Annotated in this window: 11 protein-coding genes and 1 pseudogene; 10 read left to right on the forward strand and 2 right to left on the reverse strand. The window is 56.1% G+C overall.

Annotated elements, in window-relative coordinates; translation table 11 throughout:
- Positions 1-9 precede the first annotated feature (9 nt).
- On the forward strand, positions 10-1,305 hold the full coding sequence (locus Q1B15_RS20850; protein WP_299757580.1) for a M24 family metallopeptidase: 1,296 nt from the start codon (positions 10-12) through the stop codon (positions 1,303-1,305).
- Here the strand turns inward: Q1B15_RS20850 and Q1B15_RS20855 are convergent.
- Entirely contained in the window at positions 1,302-2,444 is a 1,143-nt protein-coding gene (locus Q1B15_RS20855) for an alpha/beta fold hydrolase (RefSeq protein ID WP_299757582.1), read from the reverse strand. The genes Q1B15_RS20850 and Q1B15_RS20855 overlap by 4 nt on opposite strands.
- A 176-nt stretch (positions 2,445-2,620) precedes the next feature.
- Between Q1B15_RS20855 and Q1B15_RS20860 the strand changes: the two genes are divergently transcribed.
- From Q1B15_RS20860 to Q1B15_RS20885, 6 genes are all read left to right on the forward strand, one after another.
- Entirely contained in the window at positions 2,621-4,282 is a 1,662-nt protein-coding gene (locus tag Q1B15_RS20860; protein ID WP_299757585.1) for an ABC transporter substrate-binding protein, read from the forward strand.
- Positions 4,283-4,378: 96 nt separating this feature from the next.
- Positions 4,379-5,392 carry an ABC transporter permease gene (locus Q1B15_RS20865; protein ID WP_299757587.1) on the forward strand — a complete coding sequence of 338 codons (1,014 nt, stop codon included), beginning with the start codon at positions 4,379-4,381 and terminating at the stop codon, positions 5,390-5,392.
- A gap of 2 nt (positions 5,393-5,394) precedes the next feature.
- Positions 5,395-6,330, forward strand: coding sequence for an ABC transporter permease (locus Q1B15_RS20870; RefSeq protein ID WP_299757589.1), 936 nt, complete (start codon positions 5,395-5,397; stop codon positions 6,328-6,330).
- Positions 6,330-7,649, forward strand: coding sequence for an oligopeptide/dipeptide ABC transporter ATP-binding protein (locus tag Q1B15_RS20875; RefSeq protein WP_299757591.1), 1,320 nt, complete (start codon positions 6,330-6,332; stop codon positions 7,647-7,649). Before Q1B15_RS20870 ends, Q1B15_RS20875 begins: the two co-directional genes overlap by 1 nt.
- A complete protein-coding gene (locus tag Q1B15_RS20880) occupies positions 7,646-8,962 on the forward strand; it encodes an ABC transporter ATP-binding protein (RefSeq protein WP_299757594.1) in 1,317 nt (438 codons plus the stop codon). Before Q1B15_RS20875 ends, Q1B15_RS20880 begins: the two co-directional genes overlap by 4 nt.
- A 3-nt stretch (positions 8,963-8,965) precedes the next feature.
- A complete protein-coding gene (locus tag Q1B15_RS20885) occupies positions 8,966-9,868 on the forward strand; it encodes an acyl-CoA thioester hydrolase/BAAT C-terminal domain-containing protein (RefSeq protein ID WP_299757597.1) in 903 nt (300 codons plus the stop codon).
- On the opposite strand, the gene Q1B15_RS20890 is transcribed toward Q1B15_RS20885, so the two are convergent.
- On the reverse strand, positions 9,865-10,890 hold the full coding sequence (locus Q1B15_RS20890; protein ID WP_299757599.1) for a LacI family DNA-binding transcriptional regulator: 1,026 nt from the start codon (positions 10,888-10,890) through the stop codon (positions 9,865-9,867). The genes Q1B15_RS20885 and Q1B15_RS20890 overlap by 4 nt on opposite strands.
- Before the next feature lie 243 nt (positions 10,891-11,133).
- On the opposite strand from Q1B15_RS20890, the pseudogene Q1B15_RS23575 reads away from it, so the two are divergent.
- The 3 genes and pseudogenes from Q1B15_RS23575 to Q1B15_RS20910 form a co-directional block, all read left to right on the forward strand.
- A pseudogene (locus tag Q1B15_RS23575) lies at positions 11,134-12,126 on the forward strand (NAD(P)-dependent oxidoreductase); the annotation flags it as partial.
- A gap of 105 nt (positions 12,127-12,231) precedes the next feature.
- Positions 12,232-13,503: an amino acid ABC transporter substrate-binding protein gene (locus tag Q1B15_RS20905; protein WP_299757602.1), complete on the forward strand. Its 1,272-nt coding sequence runs from the start codon at positions 12,232-12,234 to the stop codon at positions 13,501-13,503.
- A gap of 68 nt (positions 13,504-13,571) precedes the next feature.
- A complete protein-coding gene (locus Q1B15_RS20910) occupies positions 13,572-14,315 on the forward strand; it encodes an ABC transporter ATP-binding protein (protein WP_299757604.1) in 744 nt (247 codons plus the stop codon).
- The last annotated feature ends 63 nt before the right edge of the window (positions 14,316-14,378 follow it).

Raw genomic sequence — 14,378 nt, forward strand, 5'->3', positions numbered from 1 at the left:
GAGGATATGATGGCCAATTCGGATCAGTATACATCAACACATTGGGAAAAGATCAGCGGGTCGCTTGATCAAGGGCAGGTCTTCAACACGATGCGGGACACACCCTATTACCGGGATGCGGTCTACCCTCAGTTTTCTCGAGGCGAGTATTTGCGGCGCTTTGCAGCCCTCAAGGCCAAGATGCAAGAGCAGGACCTTGACGTGGTGATCTGCCCTGGTGGTCCGAGCCACTGGAGCTTCGGCGGCGGGATGCTTTGGCTTTCGGGCCATTGGGAATGGCATTCCTTGGCGGCCTATGTTGTCTTTCCACGAGATGGTGAGCCGACACTGATCTATGGGATGGGCGGCACCCATATTGAAGCAGTCCGGCGCGAGGTCTCGGTGGCAATTTCGGATGTGCGGTCCAGCCGTGGCGGGCTCTACGGCGTCGTCATGTCCGAACGGATTGCCGAACTGGGTTATGACAAGGGACGGATCGGGTTGTTGGAAATCGACAGCCGTCACAAGGATTACATGCCGGTCAATCAATACGCGGCCCTGAAAGAGGCGCTACCGGAGGCCGAGATTGTCTTTACCCAAGGGCTGATGCACGCGCTTTTGTCGATCCACAGCGAAGAGGAGCTGGATTGTGTCCGCCATGCCGGAACGCTCTGTACGAATGCGATGCAGGCGATTGCCGAGCGTGCCAAACCCGGTGCGACAGAGGCTGACTTACGCGCGGCGGCCGGATCCGCAATCCTTGAAGGTGGCGGTGATATTGATTTCCTGATCATTGGGTCAACGCCGATGGCCGCCCCGGCAATGGTCTTTGGCAATCCTCGCCCGTCGCAGCGTGAGCTAAGTTCCGGGGATATGATCATCATGGAGCTGGCAGCAGGGTATCGCGGGTATAGTGCACAGATCGGACAACCGATTTGCCTCGGCGCGCCATCTGATCCAGTTCAGCAATTTTGGGATGAGATCGCAAAGCCCGGCTATTTGAAGATTATCGATACGATCTCCCCGGGGCGGCCACTGGCAGACATGCGGCAGGCTGCTGGCATTTTCCGCGAGAAGGGTGTGCAATCGCGACCGATTGTCATGCATGGGATCGATTTTGTGTCCGATGGCCCGCATGTGTTTGTCGAACGCACCGCGTCAAAACCCTTCGAGGAGACGTTTAAGCCTGGTATGGTATTGATGCCTGAACCGAACCCGATTTCCGCTGACGGACGCATGGGCATGTTTGTTGGGCACACCTTTATCGTCACTGAAGACGGTAAGGAATGTGTTGACGACTGGCCGCTGGAACTGACCGTCGTCTAGCGGCCAAGTTTTTCAGACAACCAGATGAACGAGGCCGGAGCCCATTCTTTGTAGTGTTCAAAGGCGCAGTGTCCGGCGTTTGGATAGACGCGCGCCTCGCGACCCGTGACGGGACCGTGTTCCAGCATGTAATAAATGTTGCCGATGGGGGCGAGATGATCCTCTTTTCCGTTGATCATCAAAAGCGGCATCGTGATGTCGTTGACGATCCCCAAGGACGATAGCGCCCACCGACCGTGGATATTATTCTCGGTTTCGATCGACCATGTCGGAAAGGATGGAGGACCACCTGCAGGACCAAAGACGAAGGTCGATCGGCGATTGCGCGCCGCGATAAAGGCATCCATCTCGGCGTCGGTCATGCGATAGCCGAAAGGGTGGCCTGCGACGGCAACAACGGCGTGGATTTTTTCAGGCGCGGTGCCTGCAAGTTGCATCACGGAATAGCCTCCCCTGCTGATACCGAAGGCACCGACGCGATCGGCGTCAACTTCAGGCCGTGCAGCAAGCGTGTCGATGGCGGCGATCCAAGCTTTAACTGACTCTGGTTCCCACGGAAAAGGGTTTTCACCCGTTCCCGGCGCATCCATAACCAGCGACGCCAGTCCGTTTTCAAGCGCATACTCGGCGGCCCAGCCACGGTCTTCCTTGAACACGTCAGAGCCACACATGATCAGGACGGCGGGGCTGTTCTTCTGCCCCTTGGGTGCGCGAAAATGGGCGCGAAAACTTTGGCCGTCGCAGTCTATGTCTATAACTTCCATCGGAGGGTCGAGATGGGCGCTGGCCTTGCGATAGGCGCGGGCGCAATCGGCACTGATGCCCGCTTTCACCGGGGAGACTTCGCCGGGAAACCGCCCAATTGCGTAAAAAGTCTTGGCCAGAAGATAGGCCTCACGGGCATTGGCGGTATCGCCGTTCTCCGTCAGCGAGTCTCCTTTGGATTCGTGCTTTTGCCCGGCCTCGCGCCAGATAGGAACCCAATGCTCTTCGGTCGTGGAAGTGAGTCTTGAGACGATTTCGCGAAGTTCATCAAGATCAGAGATCATTGATAGCCAGCGCCGATAAAATCCGCCTTTTGCGACGATGAACGGGTCTTCGCTGGGCGCAAATCCAAGAGAATTCGTTGATTTACTCATGTTTTAGAGCCTTTTTGCCGGGGGATCAAAGAAACTGCAGCGGTGTAGACAGGTGATCCAATGCTGTGTAACGTATTTAAGCAATCGATTGCATAGAATGCCATTCAAGTGAATAGCATTTTGTTGACAGCATGCGAGGACGGGAAATTCCCGGTCAATCAGGGGGGAGAAAAAATATGAACAGATACTTATCTCGACCAATCATCAGCAGCCTGTGCGTGGGGGCAGTTTTGACGCTGACCGCGTTTCAGCCGGCATTTGCCCAAGAGGTAAATAATCCGGGCTTGCTGGTTCACGCAGCAGACGACGAACCGACATCTCTGGATCCTGCACAGGTCGAACCGGGCGAGGGCGGCGAAACTGTCATCCTTCAGGTTTACGATCGGTTGCTGGATATCGGGCCGGATTCGCCCGAGCTTATCCCATCGCTGGCTCTGGAAGTGCCTACCGTAGACAACGGGCTGATCTCTGCTGATGGGCTGACTTATACGTTCAAGCTGCGCGAAGGCGTTGTCTTCCATGACGGCACCGCCTTGACAGCCGATGATGTCAAATATTCCTGGGATCGGGCGATGGAGATGGATTTGCCAGAGGGCAATGCCGGTATCCTGTCCGATTACATTGCGGCAACTGCGGTTGTGGATGACTTCACGTTTCAGGCGACCCTGAACGAAGCGAGCGCGAGCTTTCTGAACTCGGTCGTGATTGCAATGGTCGCCTCTATCGTCAGTCAAGACGCGGTTGAGGCCAATGGTGGCGTTGAGGCGGGCGTGCCGAACACATTTATGTCCGGCAATGCAGTTGGAACCGGACCTTACAAGTTTTCGGTTTGGAACCGTAACGAGAACCTTCAGCTTGAGGTCTTTGATGACTACTGGGGCGATAATGCTTCGCTAGACGTAAGGATCGAGATCGGCGGCGATCCCGACGTGCGTGTTCTTGGTCTGCGCGCGGGCGAATTTGATACGATTGAAACCGACCCGTCCTTCATCGCGGATCTTGAAGGTGTGGATGGTGTGACGATCTATCAGGAGGGTCTGCTGCTTGAGCCGCTTCACATCGGCATGAACCTCAACATCCCCGAGGGCGCCTTGCCGGCTGAAGACACAATCCCGGTCGATTTCTTTCACGATGCGCGAGTACGTCAGGCATTCAACCATGCATTCGACTATGATGCGTTTCTGAACGGTCCTTTGGCGGGTTATGGCGATTTCAATCCGCACTACATCCCGATTGGCATCTTTGGCTATGACGAGGCTTCGCCAACCTACAACAAGCAGGACAAGGCCAAGGCTGAGGAACTGTTTCGCGCTGCAGGGTACTGGGATGACGGCTTTACGATCTCGGTGATCACCGAGGAGGGCAACCTTTTCGCGCTGATGTGCCTTGTAATGAAGGACTCGCTGGAAGGCCTGAACCCTAAGTTTCGGGTGAACGTGCTGGCGGTTGCGGAATCGGTGTTTGACGATGCCCATGCCCAAGACCCGCTAGAATATGCGATGTGGGCTAAGAACGCCGATCCGGCAGCTGATCCGAACGCCTATCTTCAGGCTTATGTACATCCTGATGGCGACTGGGGACAGGTCCATGGTTTTGCCAATGGCTATGCTGACCCAGATGCAATCGGCGCAATGATCGACGCTGCTGCGGTCGAGCTGGATGTTATAAAGCGGGCAGAGATGTACGCTGAAATCAGCAAGGTTCTTTATGATGAACCGATGTGGCTGATCGGTGCGCAGGAAGGTGTCGTCGCGGCCCATCGTGATTGGGTCCAAGGCTTCACCATGCAGCCGCTTTGGCCACGTCCGGGCTTCAAGTTCGCATTGTTCGACAAATAGGTCGTAGCCCTTGAACAAAAGCCTGCGCGCCTGAACGGGTGCGCAGGCTTCGTTATCCCACCAAACAATAATCGACTATTTTTACGGAGACCGTGAATGCAGCTACGGGACTATATTATCCGACGCCTCATTGTCCTGCCGATCCTGATCATTGGCGTTTCGATTGTCGTATTTTCGTTGACCCGTATCTCAGGATCGCCGGTTGGCATTTATCTGTCGCATGAAATGTCCCCCGCCGAAGTTCAGCAGATCGAAGCGCGCTACGGTCTCGATAAGCCGCTGCCGGTTCAATACTACGCTTGGGCCAAGGGCGTGTTGCAGGGTGATCTGGGCTGGTCCGGTGTCGCCGCTGCCCCTGTCACCGAAGTTTTTCCCAACAAACTTGCTGCCACTATGGAACTGGCATTTTCCGCTGGATTCGTTGCGGTTTCATTAGGGATCTGGCTGGGCACTTTTGCTGGTGCAAGGCGCAATCGATGGCCCGACCACATCACCCGGATTGTCGCCGTAAGCGGGGCCAGTCTGCCGCTTTTCTGGCTGGGAATTCTTCTCCTTATCATCTTCTGGGCCAATCTAGGCTGGGCGCCGATTGGGCGCAGTGATGCCACGATTTGGGCGAGTATTGCCCACCCGACAGGCCTTTACACCGTTGATGCTCTGCTGGCTGGAAACCTCAAAGCGTTCGGTGACGCTTTGTGGCATCTGGCACTGCCCGCGTTGACGCTGGGCTATGGCGCCACTGCGATCATCGCGCGGATGATGCGATCATCGCTGGTCGAGGAGTTGCAGCAGGATTATGTCGACGCCGCGCGCGCCAAGGGCTTGCCAGAACGGCTGGTTCTGCGGCGCCATGCGCGGCGCAACGCGCTAATCCCCACAGTGACGGTCATCGGTCTGACCTTTGGGTTCCTGTTGCAAGGGACAATTACCGCCGAGATCATCTTTAGATGGCCGGGGCTGGGCCGTTGGATGGCAGATTCCGTGCTGCGCGGTGATCAGGCGACGATTATGACCTATGTGCTGTTTACCAGCGTTCTATTCCTGATGGTCAATTTGGTGGTGGATGTCATCTATGCACATCTTGACCGCCGTGTCGTTCTGGGAGGCTGAGAATGGCGGATATCTCTCAGACCCGTTTGCCCAAAAGCCCATTTCGGGGGCCGACGACCTCAGTCTGGCAGGTGCGGGTTCTGCGCATGCGCGAGCTTGCTGCCAACATCCTGTCGAACCCGACCACGGTGCTGGGCCTTGCTATCATTGGAATGCTGCTGGGGATGGCGATCTTTGCGCCATTTATTGCAGAGCCAAATATCCCTGATGCCTACCAGATGCCGCGCGACTGGGGCGCTGTGCGCAAGCCGCCGGGAACGCCGGGGCATATTCTGGGCACCACAAACGAGGGCGGCGACGTTTTCTACGGTGTCGTCTGGGGCAGCCGAACATCGCTGCAGCTTTCGTTGATTGTGGTCAGTGCGACTGTGATTATCGGCACCATCGTCGGCAGTATTGCAGGCTTCCTTGGCGGCTGGGTTGATGAGGTTCTGATGCGGATCGTCGATGTGTTTCTGTCGATCCCAGAACTGATCTTTGCCCTTGCCATTGCTGCCATGCTGGGGCCATCATTCAGCAACATCATCATTGCGCTTTCAATGGTGATTTGGGTGAAATACGCGCGCATCATGCGGGCACAGATCATTCAGGTGAAACAGAATGAGTATATAGACGCCGCCCGCGTGATAGGCGACAGCAAGATCAACATCTACTTCCGGGACATTCTGCCAAATTCCTTTACGCCCGTGATGGTTCAAGCGACGCTCGATATGGGCAATGTGGTTCTGATTGGGGCAACCCTATCATTTATCGGTCTGTCAGAGGCTGGCATCGCCGAATGGGGAGTATTGGTGTCCGAAGGTCAGGCTGGGATCGCGTCAGGCCGGTGGTGGGCTTCAACGTTCCCGGGTCTCATGATATTTCTCTGGGCGCTTGCCTTTAATCTAGTTGGCGATGGCTTGCGCGATGCGCTTGATCCCAGAACAGAAGGCCGCTGATGTTCGACGAAAATCAACCATCCCTGGCGGCAAACAGCGCCAACGCCATTGCCCGCGTCGATGACCTAAAAGTCTACTTCAATTCCAAGCGCGGGATTGTCCATTCCGTGGACGGCGTCAGCTTCGACATCCGCGATGGAGAGACATTGGGACTGGTCGGCGAAACCGGCTGCGGCAAGAGCGTCACCGGTCGGTCTTTCCTGCAACTGCTTCCAATGCCGCCGGGTATTCAGGCGGGCGGATCAATCACCTTTTATCCGCAAGGTATCTGCGAAGAGTGTGGTGGGAAGGGCTGTGCCAGTTGTACAGGCACCGGACGCACTTCGGTTGACTGCGAAGCCTGCAGCGGCACGGGCTGCGACGCCTGTGGCAGCAATGGCGCGCAACAGATTGATCTTCTGAAGCTGGGGTCCGAAAAGATGCGGCGCATTCGGGGTGATCGGATCGCAATGATCTTTCAGGACCCGGGCAAGGCGCTTAATCCATCACTGACGATCCGCGAACAAGTGGGCGAGGTCTTCTTGCAGCACCGCAGTGAAGAGTTGCTAGGCGCGGCCGGGATCGCGACGGACGCAGGTGGCTGGCAGGCCAATATCCTGCGCCGCAAAGCCTCGCAAATGGAGCGAGGCATAGAAGGGCTGTTGCTGGCGTTGCCGCCGTTGCGATCACAGCGCAATAAGCTGGAACTGGCGCTTGATGACATGGTGGCGGACGCGTTGACGGAGACGCAAATCGCCAACCCGCGCAAACTGATGGGGCGGTATCCGCACGAGTTGTCGGGCGGAATGCGTCAGCGGGTGATGATCGCGCAAGCGCTGGCGTGTAACCCGGACCTTTTGATCGCTGACGAGCCGACAACGGCGCTGGATGTGACAGTGCAGGCGCGCATTCTAGAGCTGATCAGCGAGTTGAAGGAACGGCACAAGACCAGTGTCCTTTACATCAGTCACGACCTGTCGCTTGTCCGGCGCATCTGCGACCGGGTGGCCGTTATGTATGCGGGCCGGATCGCAGAGATTGGAACGACTGAACAGATTTTCAATGATCCGCGACATCCCTATACGCGCGGTCTTTTGGCGGCGGTTCCGACCGCTGCAAGCAAACGGGGTGAGCTGGCCGCGATCAAAGGATCGGTGCCCGAGCTCGTCGACCCAAAACCATCCTGTCGGTTCACCGGAAGGTGCCTCTTTGAAACTGAGGCGTGCGGGACCTTTGATCCCGCGCTTCAGAATGTTGCGCCCAATCACGCAGTTTCCTGCTTTATTCATCACCCGCCGCCAGAAGGCGTGCGGCCCAGCTTTGACACCAAAACATCATGAGTGCTGCAGATCAGATGCCCCAAGCCAAACCCGGAACCAACGCCGACATCCTGCTGTCGGTGCGCAATATCAAAAAGCACTTCCCTATTCGGGAAGGTGCCTTGCAAAAGGTCGTGGGCCAGGTGCGTGCGGTGGACGGCGTCAGTTTTGACATTCGTCGCGGCGAAACACTGGGGCTTGTCGGTGAAAGCGGCTGCGGCAAGACTACTTTGGGTCAGGTCGTCAGCGGATTGAGAGCGCCCACCGATGGCGCAGTTTACTACGACATCTCTGAAACCCAACGCGCGGAACTTGAGGCGAGGCAATCGGTCAACTGGGGTGCTGGGCATCGCATCGACCAGCTTGAAGGTGCGGCGTTCAAAAACTTCCGGCGTAATTGCCAGATGGTGTTTCAGGATTCTTATTCCTCGCTTAACCCGCGTCATCTGGTCATCGATCTCGTGGGGCGTCCGCTCAAGGTTTATAAAGAGGCGTCGGGCGATGAACTGGTTGAACGCGTTGTGGCCCTGCTAGAGCAGGTCGGGCTCGACCGGCAGCACCTCTATCGTTACCCGCACCAGTTCTCTGGTGGGCAACGACAGCGGATCTCCATCGCACGGGCACTGGCGCTTGATCCTGATCTTATCGTGCTGGACGAACCAACAAGTGCGCTTGATGTGTCGGTTCAGGCGCAGATCTTGAACCTCCTGCACGATCTACAGGTCGAACGGAACCTTGCCTATCTCTTTGTCACGCATGATCTTTCCGTTGTACGACACATGGCTGACCGGATCGTGACCATGTATCTGGGCAAAGTGGTTGAGACTGGCGAGACGACCGACCTCTTCCGCCAGCCGTATCACCCCTATACCCAAGCCTTGATGGCGGCCAAACCGGACCTGATCGAAGGCGAAGACACCGCGATGCAATCGCTTGAAGGCTTGGTGCCCGACCCCGCCCGACCGCCGCAAGGTTGCCGTTTCCACACCCGGTGCTCACAGGCGACACCGGTTTGCGGTTGGGAGGTTGACGACGTGGTCCGTTGGTTGGATTCGAGCGAAGAGATGTTTGACAAGCTTTCCGGCGTGGAGCGCAAGAGCGCCTTTGATGCCACCTTGACCTTTGAAGATGAGACCTCGGCTCAGCGGCTGGCAGATGGGTTGCAATCCGATCTTGTGCCTGCACCGATGCGTGAGGCTACAGAGGCGCTCGAGGTCTCAGAAAAATCTGTTCGGGTGCGTTTCCAAGAGGTAGCAGAAATCAACCTGACGGACCGCGACAATGGGCGCGCTGCCGCCTGTATTCTGGACCCTAACGACGTGAAGCGAGGCTAGCATATGATTGACCCTGAAAATGTCAGCCTGACCGAAGTTGTCGATGGAGCGACGGTGCACCTGATGTATGTGCCGACATGGGACGGGCTTTATGCGCCCATTGGCCTGCGCAAACCTGATGGGGAAGGGCCGTTCCCGATTGTGCTTCTGGCCTCTGGCAATGGGGGCGAGGGGATGCCTTGGATTCGCGATGCCGTGCGCACCAAAGGCTATATCATGGACCGGTTGGTGGACGCCGGCTACGCCTGCGCTTGGCTGCGTTACCGCACCGAAGTCGAGTTGGGATATAACGATGGCGGTGGGCTGGTGCGCGATATCCGGCAGGGCCGGGAAATGTTCAATCGATCGCCCTTGGAATACGAAGACGAGATCGCGATCATCGACTTCGTCAAGACGCTTTCCTTTGTGGATGCCGACCGGGTAGGCTTGATTGGGATGAGCCATGGTGGTGAGATGGTGCTAAAGATCACCTCGGAATATCATGGTGTTAGGGCTGCTGTTGCCAGCGAACCTGCATCGCATGAATACCTAGCACTAACTGTCGATGAGACAGCCTTTGTCGATGAAGCGACGCAGATGCGCAACATCGAGAACATGCAGATGACCGAGACCGACAAGGTCCGCCGCCGCATCGATATGGACCTCGCACAAGCGCGGATCAGCGGGATCGATACGCCCATTATGGTCACTGGCCGCGACGACGATCATTTGCAAGGCATCTTCCGCACCACCTATGATCTTCTTTTAGAGGCAGGCAAAGAAGTTGAATGGTTCAGTGTCGACCACGACTTGCATGGCTATATATTTCCAATCCGTGGCAGCGACGGAGAGTACGAGCTTAACGACGTCCAGATTGCGGCGATTGACCGGACCATCGGCTGGTTGGACGGGTATCTGAAGGACTAAGTCTTCGGTGCGGCGACGCTCGCGCGTTCGATCAATTGAACCGGAAGTACAGTTGTTGGCGGAACCTCAGCAGTTGGGTCTTTCATCATTTTGACCAGAAGTTCCGCACTCAACCGACCAACCTCAAATTGCTCGACCCGAATTGTTGTCAGACCGGGCGAAATTCGGTCCAGGAAGGGCAGGTCGTTAAACCCTGTGACAGAGATGTCCTTGGGACAATTCATCCCGTGTTTTTCAAGATAGTCGATAGCGCCGATCGCTAGACGGTCATTGGCACACAGAATAGCTGTAAATTTCCAGTTCGACTGTAAAAGGGTTCCGGCGCACAGCCAGCCCGCATCCTCGTCAAAACGGGTCGCGTGAACGATTGCCTGTTTAGGAATCTGGAGGCCCATTTTTTTCGTCGTCTGTTCAAAAGCAAGCCGCCGCGCAACCCCTGTTGATAAGGCCTTGGGACCGGCGATATGCGCTATGTTGTGATGGCTTGCCGCGTAAAGATGATCGAGAAGCATGCGAATGCCTTCTGCATCGTCGTTCACGACACTTGGAACCGTTGCGCCTTCAATCAACCGGTTGACCGTCACGACGGGCACGTTCTCCTGAGCGACCTCGACGATGCGAGGGTCAGAGCGGTGGGCTGCTGCGTCGATGATGCCGTCCACCCCGCGCTCGAGCAGAACTTCGACGAGCTTGCTCTCGCGATCTATATCGTTGTCCGTGTTGACAATAATTGAGGCATAGCCCGCAGATTCCAAAATGCTTTCGACACCGCGGACGATGGGTGGAAACAACGTGTTCGTGATATCTGGAATTAACAGCCCCACGGTCATCGTGCGACTGGTGCGCAGTCCGGAGGCAAGCCGATTGCGTCGATAGCCCATCCGCTGGGCGGCATTGCGCACGCGATCGACCACTTCGTCGGTCAGAGCTTTTTTCGCTTCCGGGTCAAGGGCGCGCGATACCGTTGAGGTGTGAACACCAGTTTCGCGGGCGATGTCCTTTAGTGTGACACTTTTGATCATATCAAATGCTCTAAATTCAAAGCAGCAACAGGGCAACCTTATAGATTTGTGCAATCGTTTGCGGAAAGATCTTGACGGAGCTGACGTTGCTGTCCTAGCATCATGCAAACGATTGCGCATAGTCGGTGGTCGTGCTGCACTCTTAAGGTAGATGGGGCATGAGCGTGGCTGACGCCATCAACGGTGCGCCTATCCCGGGTCCATGTTCAGGTGCCGTAGCAGCATGTCCCAGACAGGGTATGGGCACAGAAATTTATGGTAGGAGCGAGAATGAGCAAACTGAAAATTGGCTGGGTCGGCATGGGCCGGATGGGATATCCAATGGCCGAACGGCTGGTAAAAGCCGGATATGACGTTCACGTGTGGAACCGGACCCGCTCCAAAGCAGAGCCGCTCGCGGAAAAGGGTGCAACACTCGTCGATAGCCCGCGCGATCTGGCCTCGTGTGATGTGCTGGTGACGATGGTGTCCACGGGCAAAGATGTTGAACAGGTCTATTTCGGCGAAAACGGTGTGCTGTCAGGCAGCGAAACACCTGGCATTTTCCTTGATTGTTCCTCGATTGCTGTAGAGCAATCGGCGGACCTGCGCGCGCGGTTGGCTGAGCGCGGCGCTCACTTGGTGGCATCGCCTGTCAGCGGCAACGGCAAATGCGTAAAGGCGGGCAAGCTAAGCGCGGTCGCCTCTGGCCCGCGTGCTGCTTATGATCAAGTCGAAGGCATTATCGACGCTATAGCCGGCAACGGTGTGTCTTATGTAGGCGAGGGCGAATTGGCCCGGTTCTGCAAGATTGCACATAACGTGTTTTTGGGTGTCGTAACCCAAAATCTCGTGGAAATTACGGTGTTGGCAGAGAAGGCTGGCGTGCCGCGTCGTGCCTTCCTGGACTTCATGAATAATTCGGTGATGGGCTCGATATTTACTCGCTACAAGACCAACGCACTGGTCAACCTCGACTGGACCACAACCTTTACGCCCGAGCTATTGCGCAAGGACATGGACCTCGGTCTGGGAGCAGGACGTAGCCTTGGTGTGCCGATGCCGGTGACGGCAGCAACACGAGAGGCGCTGCAGGCTCATTTCGGTGCAGCAACGCTTCAAGATGATGCCGAGGCTTATCTTCAGAAAGATTTCTCAGCCATTCTTGAGACCGTCGCACTTGCGTCAGGCCTTAAGCTGGAAAGCGAGAATTCTCCCTATCCGACCGGATTAGAGGTGCCGCAAGCAGCAGAATAAGGCGCGGGCGAATTGGCCCGCACTTCTGTCGACGAGGGAACCTCGATCAACCATAGGGGCGGTTCACGCACCGCCAGAGTGAAGATGAAAATAGGGAGTGAGAAAATGAAACTCAGTGAATTGATTGCAACAACAGCTGTTGCATCGCTTCTGTCTACGGCTGCAGTGGCAGACATCAAAATTGGGGCGTCCTTGCCCTTGACCGGCAACTTCTCGATTGCCGGAGAAAAACACCAGCAGGGCTATAACCTCTGCGTCAAAATGATCAACGACAACGGAGGCATTCTAGGCGAGCAGGTTGATCTGATCATTTCAGATAACCGATCTGATCCAGCCACCGCGATCAACCAATACGAGCGGTTCATCAACGTAGATGGGGTTGATGCTGTCTTTGGCACGTTCTCGTCGCGCCTGACATTTCCGGTCGCAAACATTCTTGCCAAAAACGGCTTTGTGCATCCGGTGCCTGCGGGTGGTGCGCTACGCATTTATACCCAAGGTCATAAGAACCTGTTCTACTTCCAGCCAGATGCGGCCGAGTATGTGGGTCGTTCTCTGCAAGGACTAATCGAGGATCTGATCCCGGAAGGCGAACGCCCAAAAACGGCCGCCGTCGTCGCGGCTGACGACTTCTTTGCCAATGCAGTCGAGACAGGCTTTCTTGGAACGCAAGTGATCGACCCTGCGGATGGTAGTGTGGTCGCTGATCTTGCGCCCGGCTATCTGTCGGAAGCCGGGATCGAAGTTGTCTACACCGAGAAATGGCCGGAAGAAGGCTTCAACGACTGGCTGAACCTTGCCAATTCGATCAAAAGGTCCGGTGCTGAACTGATCGTCGTTTTGTCAGCCTCTGCCGAAGAAGCTGTGCAAATTACGCGCGCGTTTGCGACAGTGCGGGCGGAACCTAAGCTGGTTTACTACAGTCAGGGAACCCAGGCCGAATTCTACGAGGGTACCGGCGAATCGTCCGATAGCATCTTGATGCACACATCGTGGCATCCGGCCGCCCCCTATATGGGTATGCTGTCGGGCAAGGAGTTCTCTAACCAAGACTTTGTCGACGCCTTTACCGCTGAATTCGGCACGCCGCCAGACGAGGACTCGGCCATTCCATTTGCCGTTTGTCAGGGCATCGAACAAGCGATTATCGGAGCCGGTGCAGCCGATAATGCTGCCATGGGCGCATGGCTTGAGGCGCGGACGCCAGAGGATCCGGTCCGGACAGTTCTGGGTCGCTTCTCGTGGAACGATATAGGCCTGCCAGTTGATAAACCGTTCCTTATTGCGCAGTGGAACGGTGGCGAACTGCAGTTTGTCTATCCGACGGACGAGTTTCCTGAAGTCTCTGAGGTGACATATCCCAAAGACGGTTTCTAAGCACTGGCGGGGACCGGGCCGCGTGTGCCCGGACCCCGCAACACCTCCAAAAAATTTGGAAATGCGAAATGCTTGAGGTCAAGGGCCTGTGCAAATATTTCGGCGGCATTCGAGCCGTCGACGACTGCTCATTTAAAGTGGAAACCGGAAAAATTACAGCACTGATCGGTCCTAACGGCGCGGGTAAGACAACTGCATTTAACTGCATCAGTCGAACGATGATCCCGACCAAAGGCGAAGTTTGGCTGGATGGTGAGCGCATCGATGGCCTGCGCCCGCACAAGATCACCGCGCGCGGGTTGTCACGGACATTTCAAATCTCGCGGAATTTGGCCGATATGACAGTGCTTGAAAACGTGATCTGCCAATCCAAGATCTCAGGCTGGCGCGACATGTTGAAGCCCGCGATGAGCGCGGCCGAAATCGACAAGGCACTCGGCATTCTCGACTTTCTTGGCATCACAAGAATTGCAAATGAAGACGGATCGAACCTGAGTTTCGGTCAGAAGAAACTGATGGACCTCGCAGCGCTTTTGATGAGCGATCCAAAGATCATCCTGCTTGATGAGCCCGCTGGCGGCGTGAATCCGACCCTGTTGGAAGAAATCATTGGCCACATCCGAGAGCTGAACGAACAGGGTCTGACGGTGCTGATCGTCGAACACAACATGGAGCTGATCATGCGCCTGTCACACCGGGTTGTTGTGATGGCCCAAGGTTGCGTGATTGCTGATGGCACCCCTGAAGTTGTGCGCGAGGACCCGCAGGTTCTTGAAGCATATCTTGGCGGCGAAGTGGAGGAGCCAGCGTGACAGAACTTCTTGAAGTTGACGGCATTACCGCTGGTTACGGTGACGGGCCGGCGATCCTTGATG

The sequence above is a fragment of the uncultured Boseongicola sp. genome (assembly GCF_937988555.1).
Lineage (GTDB): Bacteria > Pseudomonadota > Alphaproteobacteria > Rhodobacterales > Rhodobacteraceae > Boseongicola.

Bases quoted from the DNA above. Each gene is read 5' to 3' on its own strand.
- Q1B15_RS20850 (WP_299757580.1), top strand. From the start codon at position 10: ATGGCCAATTCGGATCAGTATACATCAACACATTGGGAAAAGATCAGC.
- Q1B15_RS20855 (WP_299757582.1), bottom strand. From the start codon at position 2,444: ATGAGTAAATCAACGAATTCTCTTGGATTTGCGCCCAGCGAAGACCCG.
- Q1B15_RS20860 (WP_299757585.1), top strand. From the start codon at position 2,621: ATGAACAGATACTTATCTCGACCAATCATCAGCAGCCTGTGCGTGGGG.
- Q1B15_RS20865 (WP_299757587.1), top strand. From the start codon at position 4,379: ATGCAGCTACGGGACTATATTATCCGACGCCTCATTGTCCTGCCGATC.
- Q1B15_RS20870 (WP_299757589.1), top strand. From the start codon at position 5,395: ATGGCGGATATCTCTCAGACCCGTTTGCCCAAAAGCCCATTTCGGGGG.
- Q1B15_RS20875 (WP_299757591.1), top strand. From the start codon at position 6,330: ATGTTCGACGAAAATCAACCATCCCTGGCGGCAAACAGCGCCAACGCC.
- Q1B15_RS20880 (WP_299757594.1), top strand. From the start codon at position 7,646: ATGAGTGCTGCAGATCAGATGCCCCAAGCCAAACCCGGAACCAACGCC.
- Q1B15_RS20885 (WP_299757597.1), top strand. From the start codon at position 8,966: ATGATTGACCCTGAAAATGTCAGCCTGACCGAAGTTGTCGATGGAGCG.
- Q1B15_RS20890 (WP_299757599.1), bottom strand. From the start codon at position 10,890: ATGATCAAAAGTGTCACACTAAAGGACATCGCCCGCGAAACTGGTGTT.
- Q1B15_RS20905 (WP_299757602.1), top strand. From the start codon at position 12,232: ATGAAACTCAGTGAATTGATTGCAACAACAGCTGTTGCATCGCTTCTG.
- Q1B15_RS20910 (WP_299757604.1), top strand. From the start codon at position 13,572: ATGCTTGAGGTCAAGGGCCTGTGCAAATATTTCGGCGGCATTCGAGCC.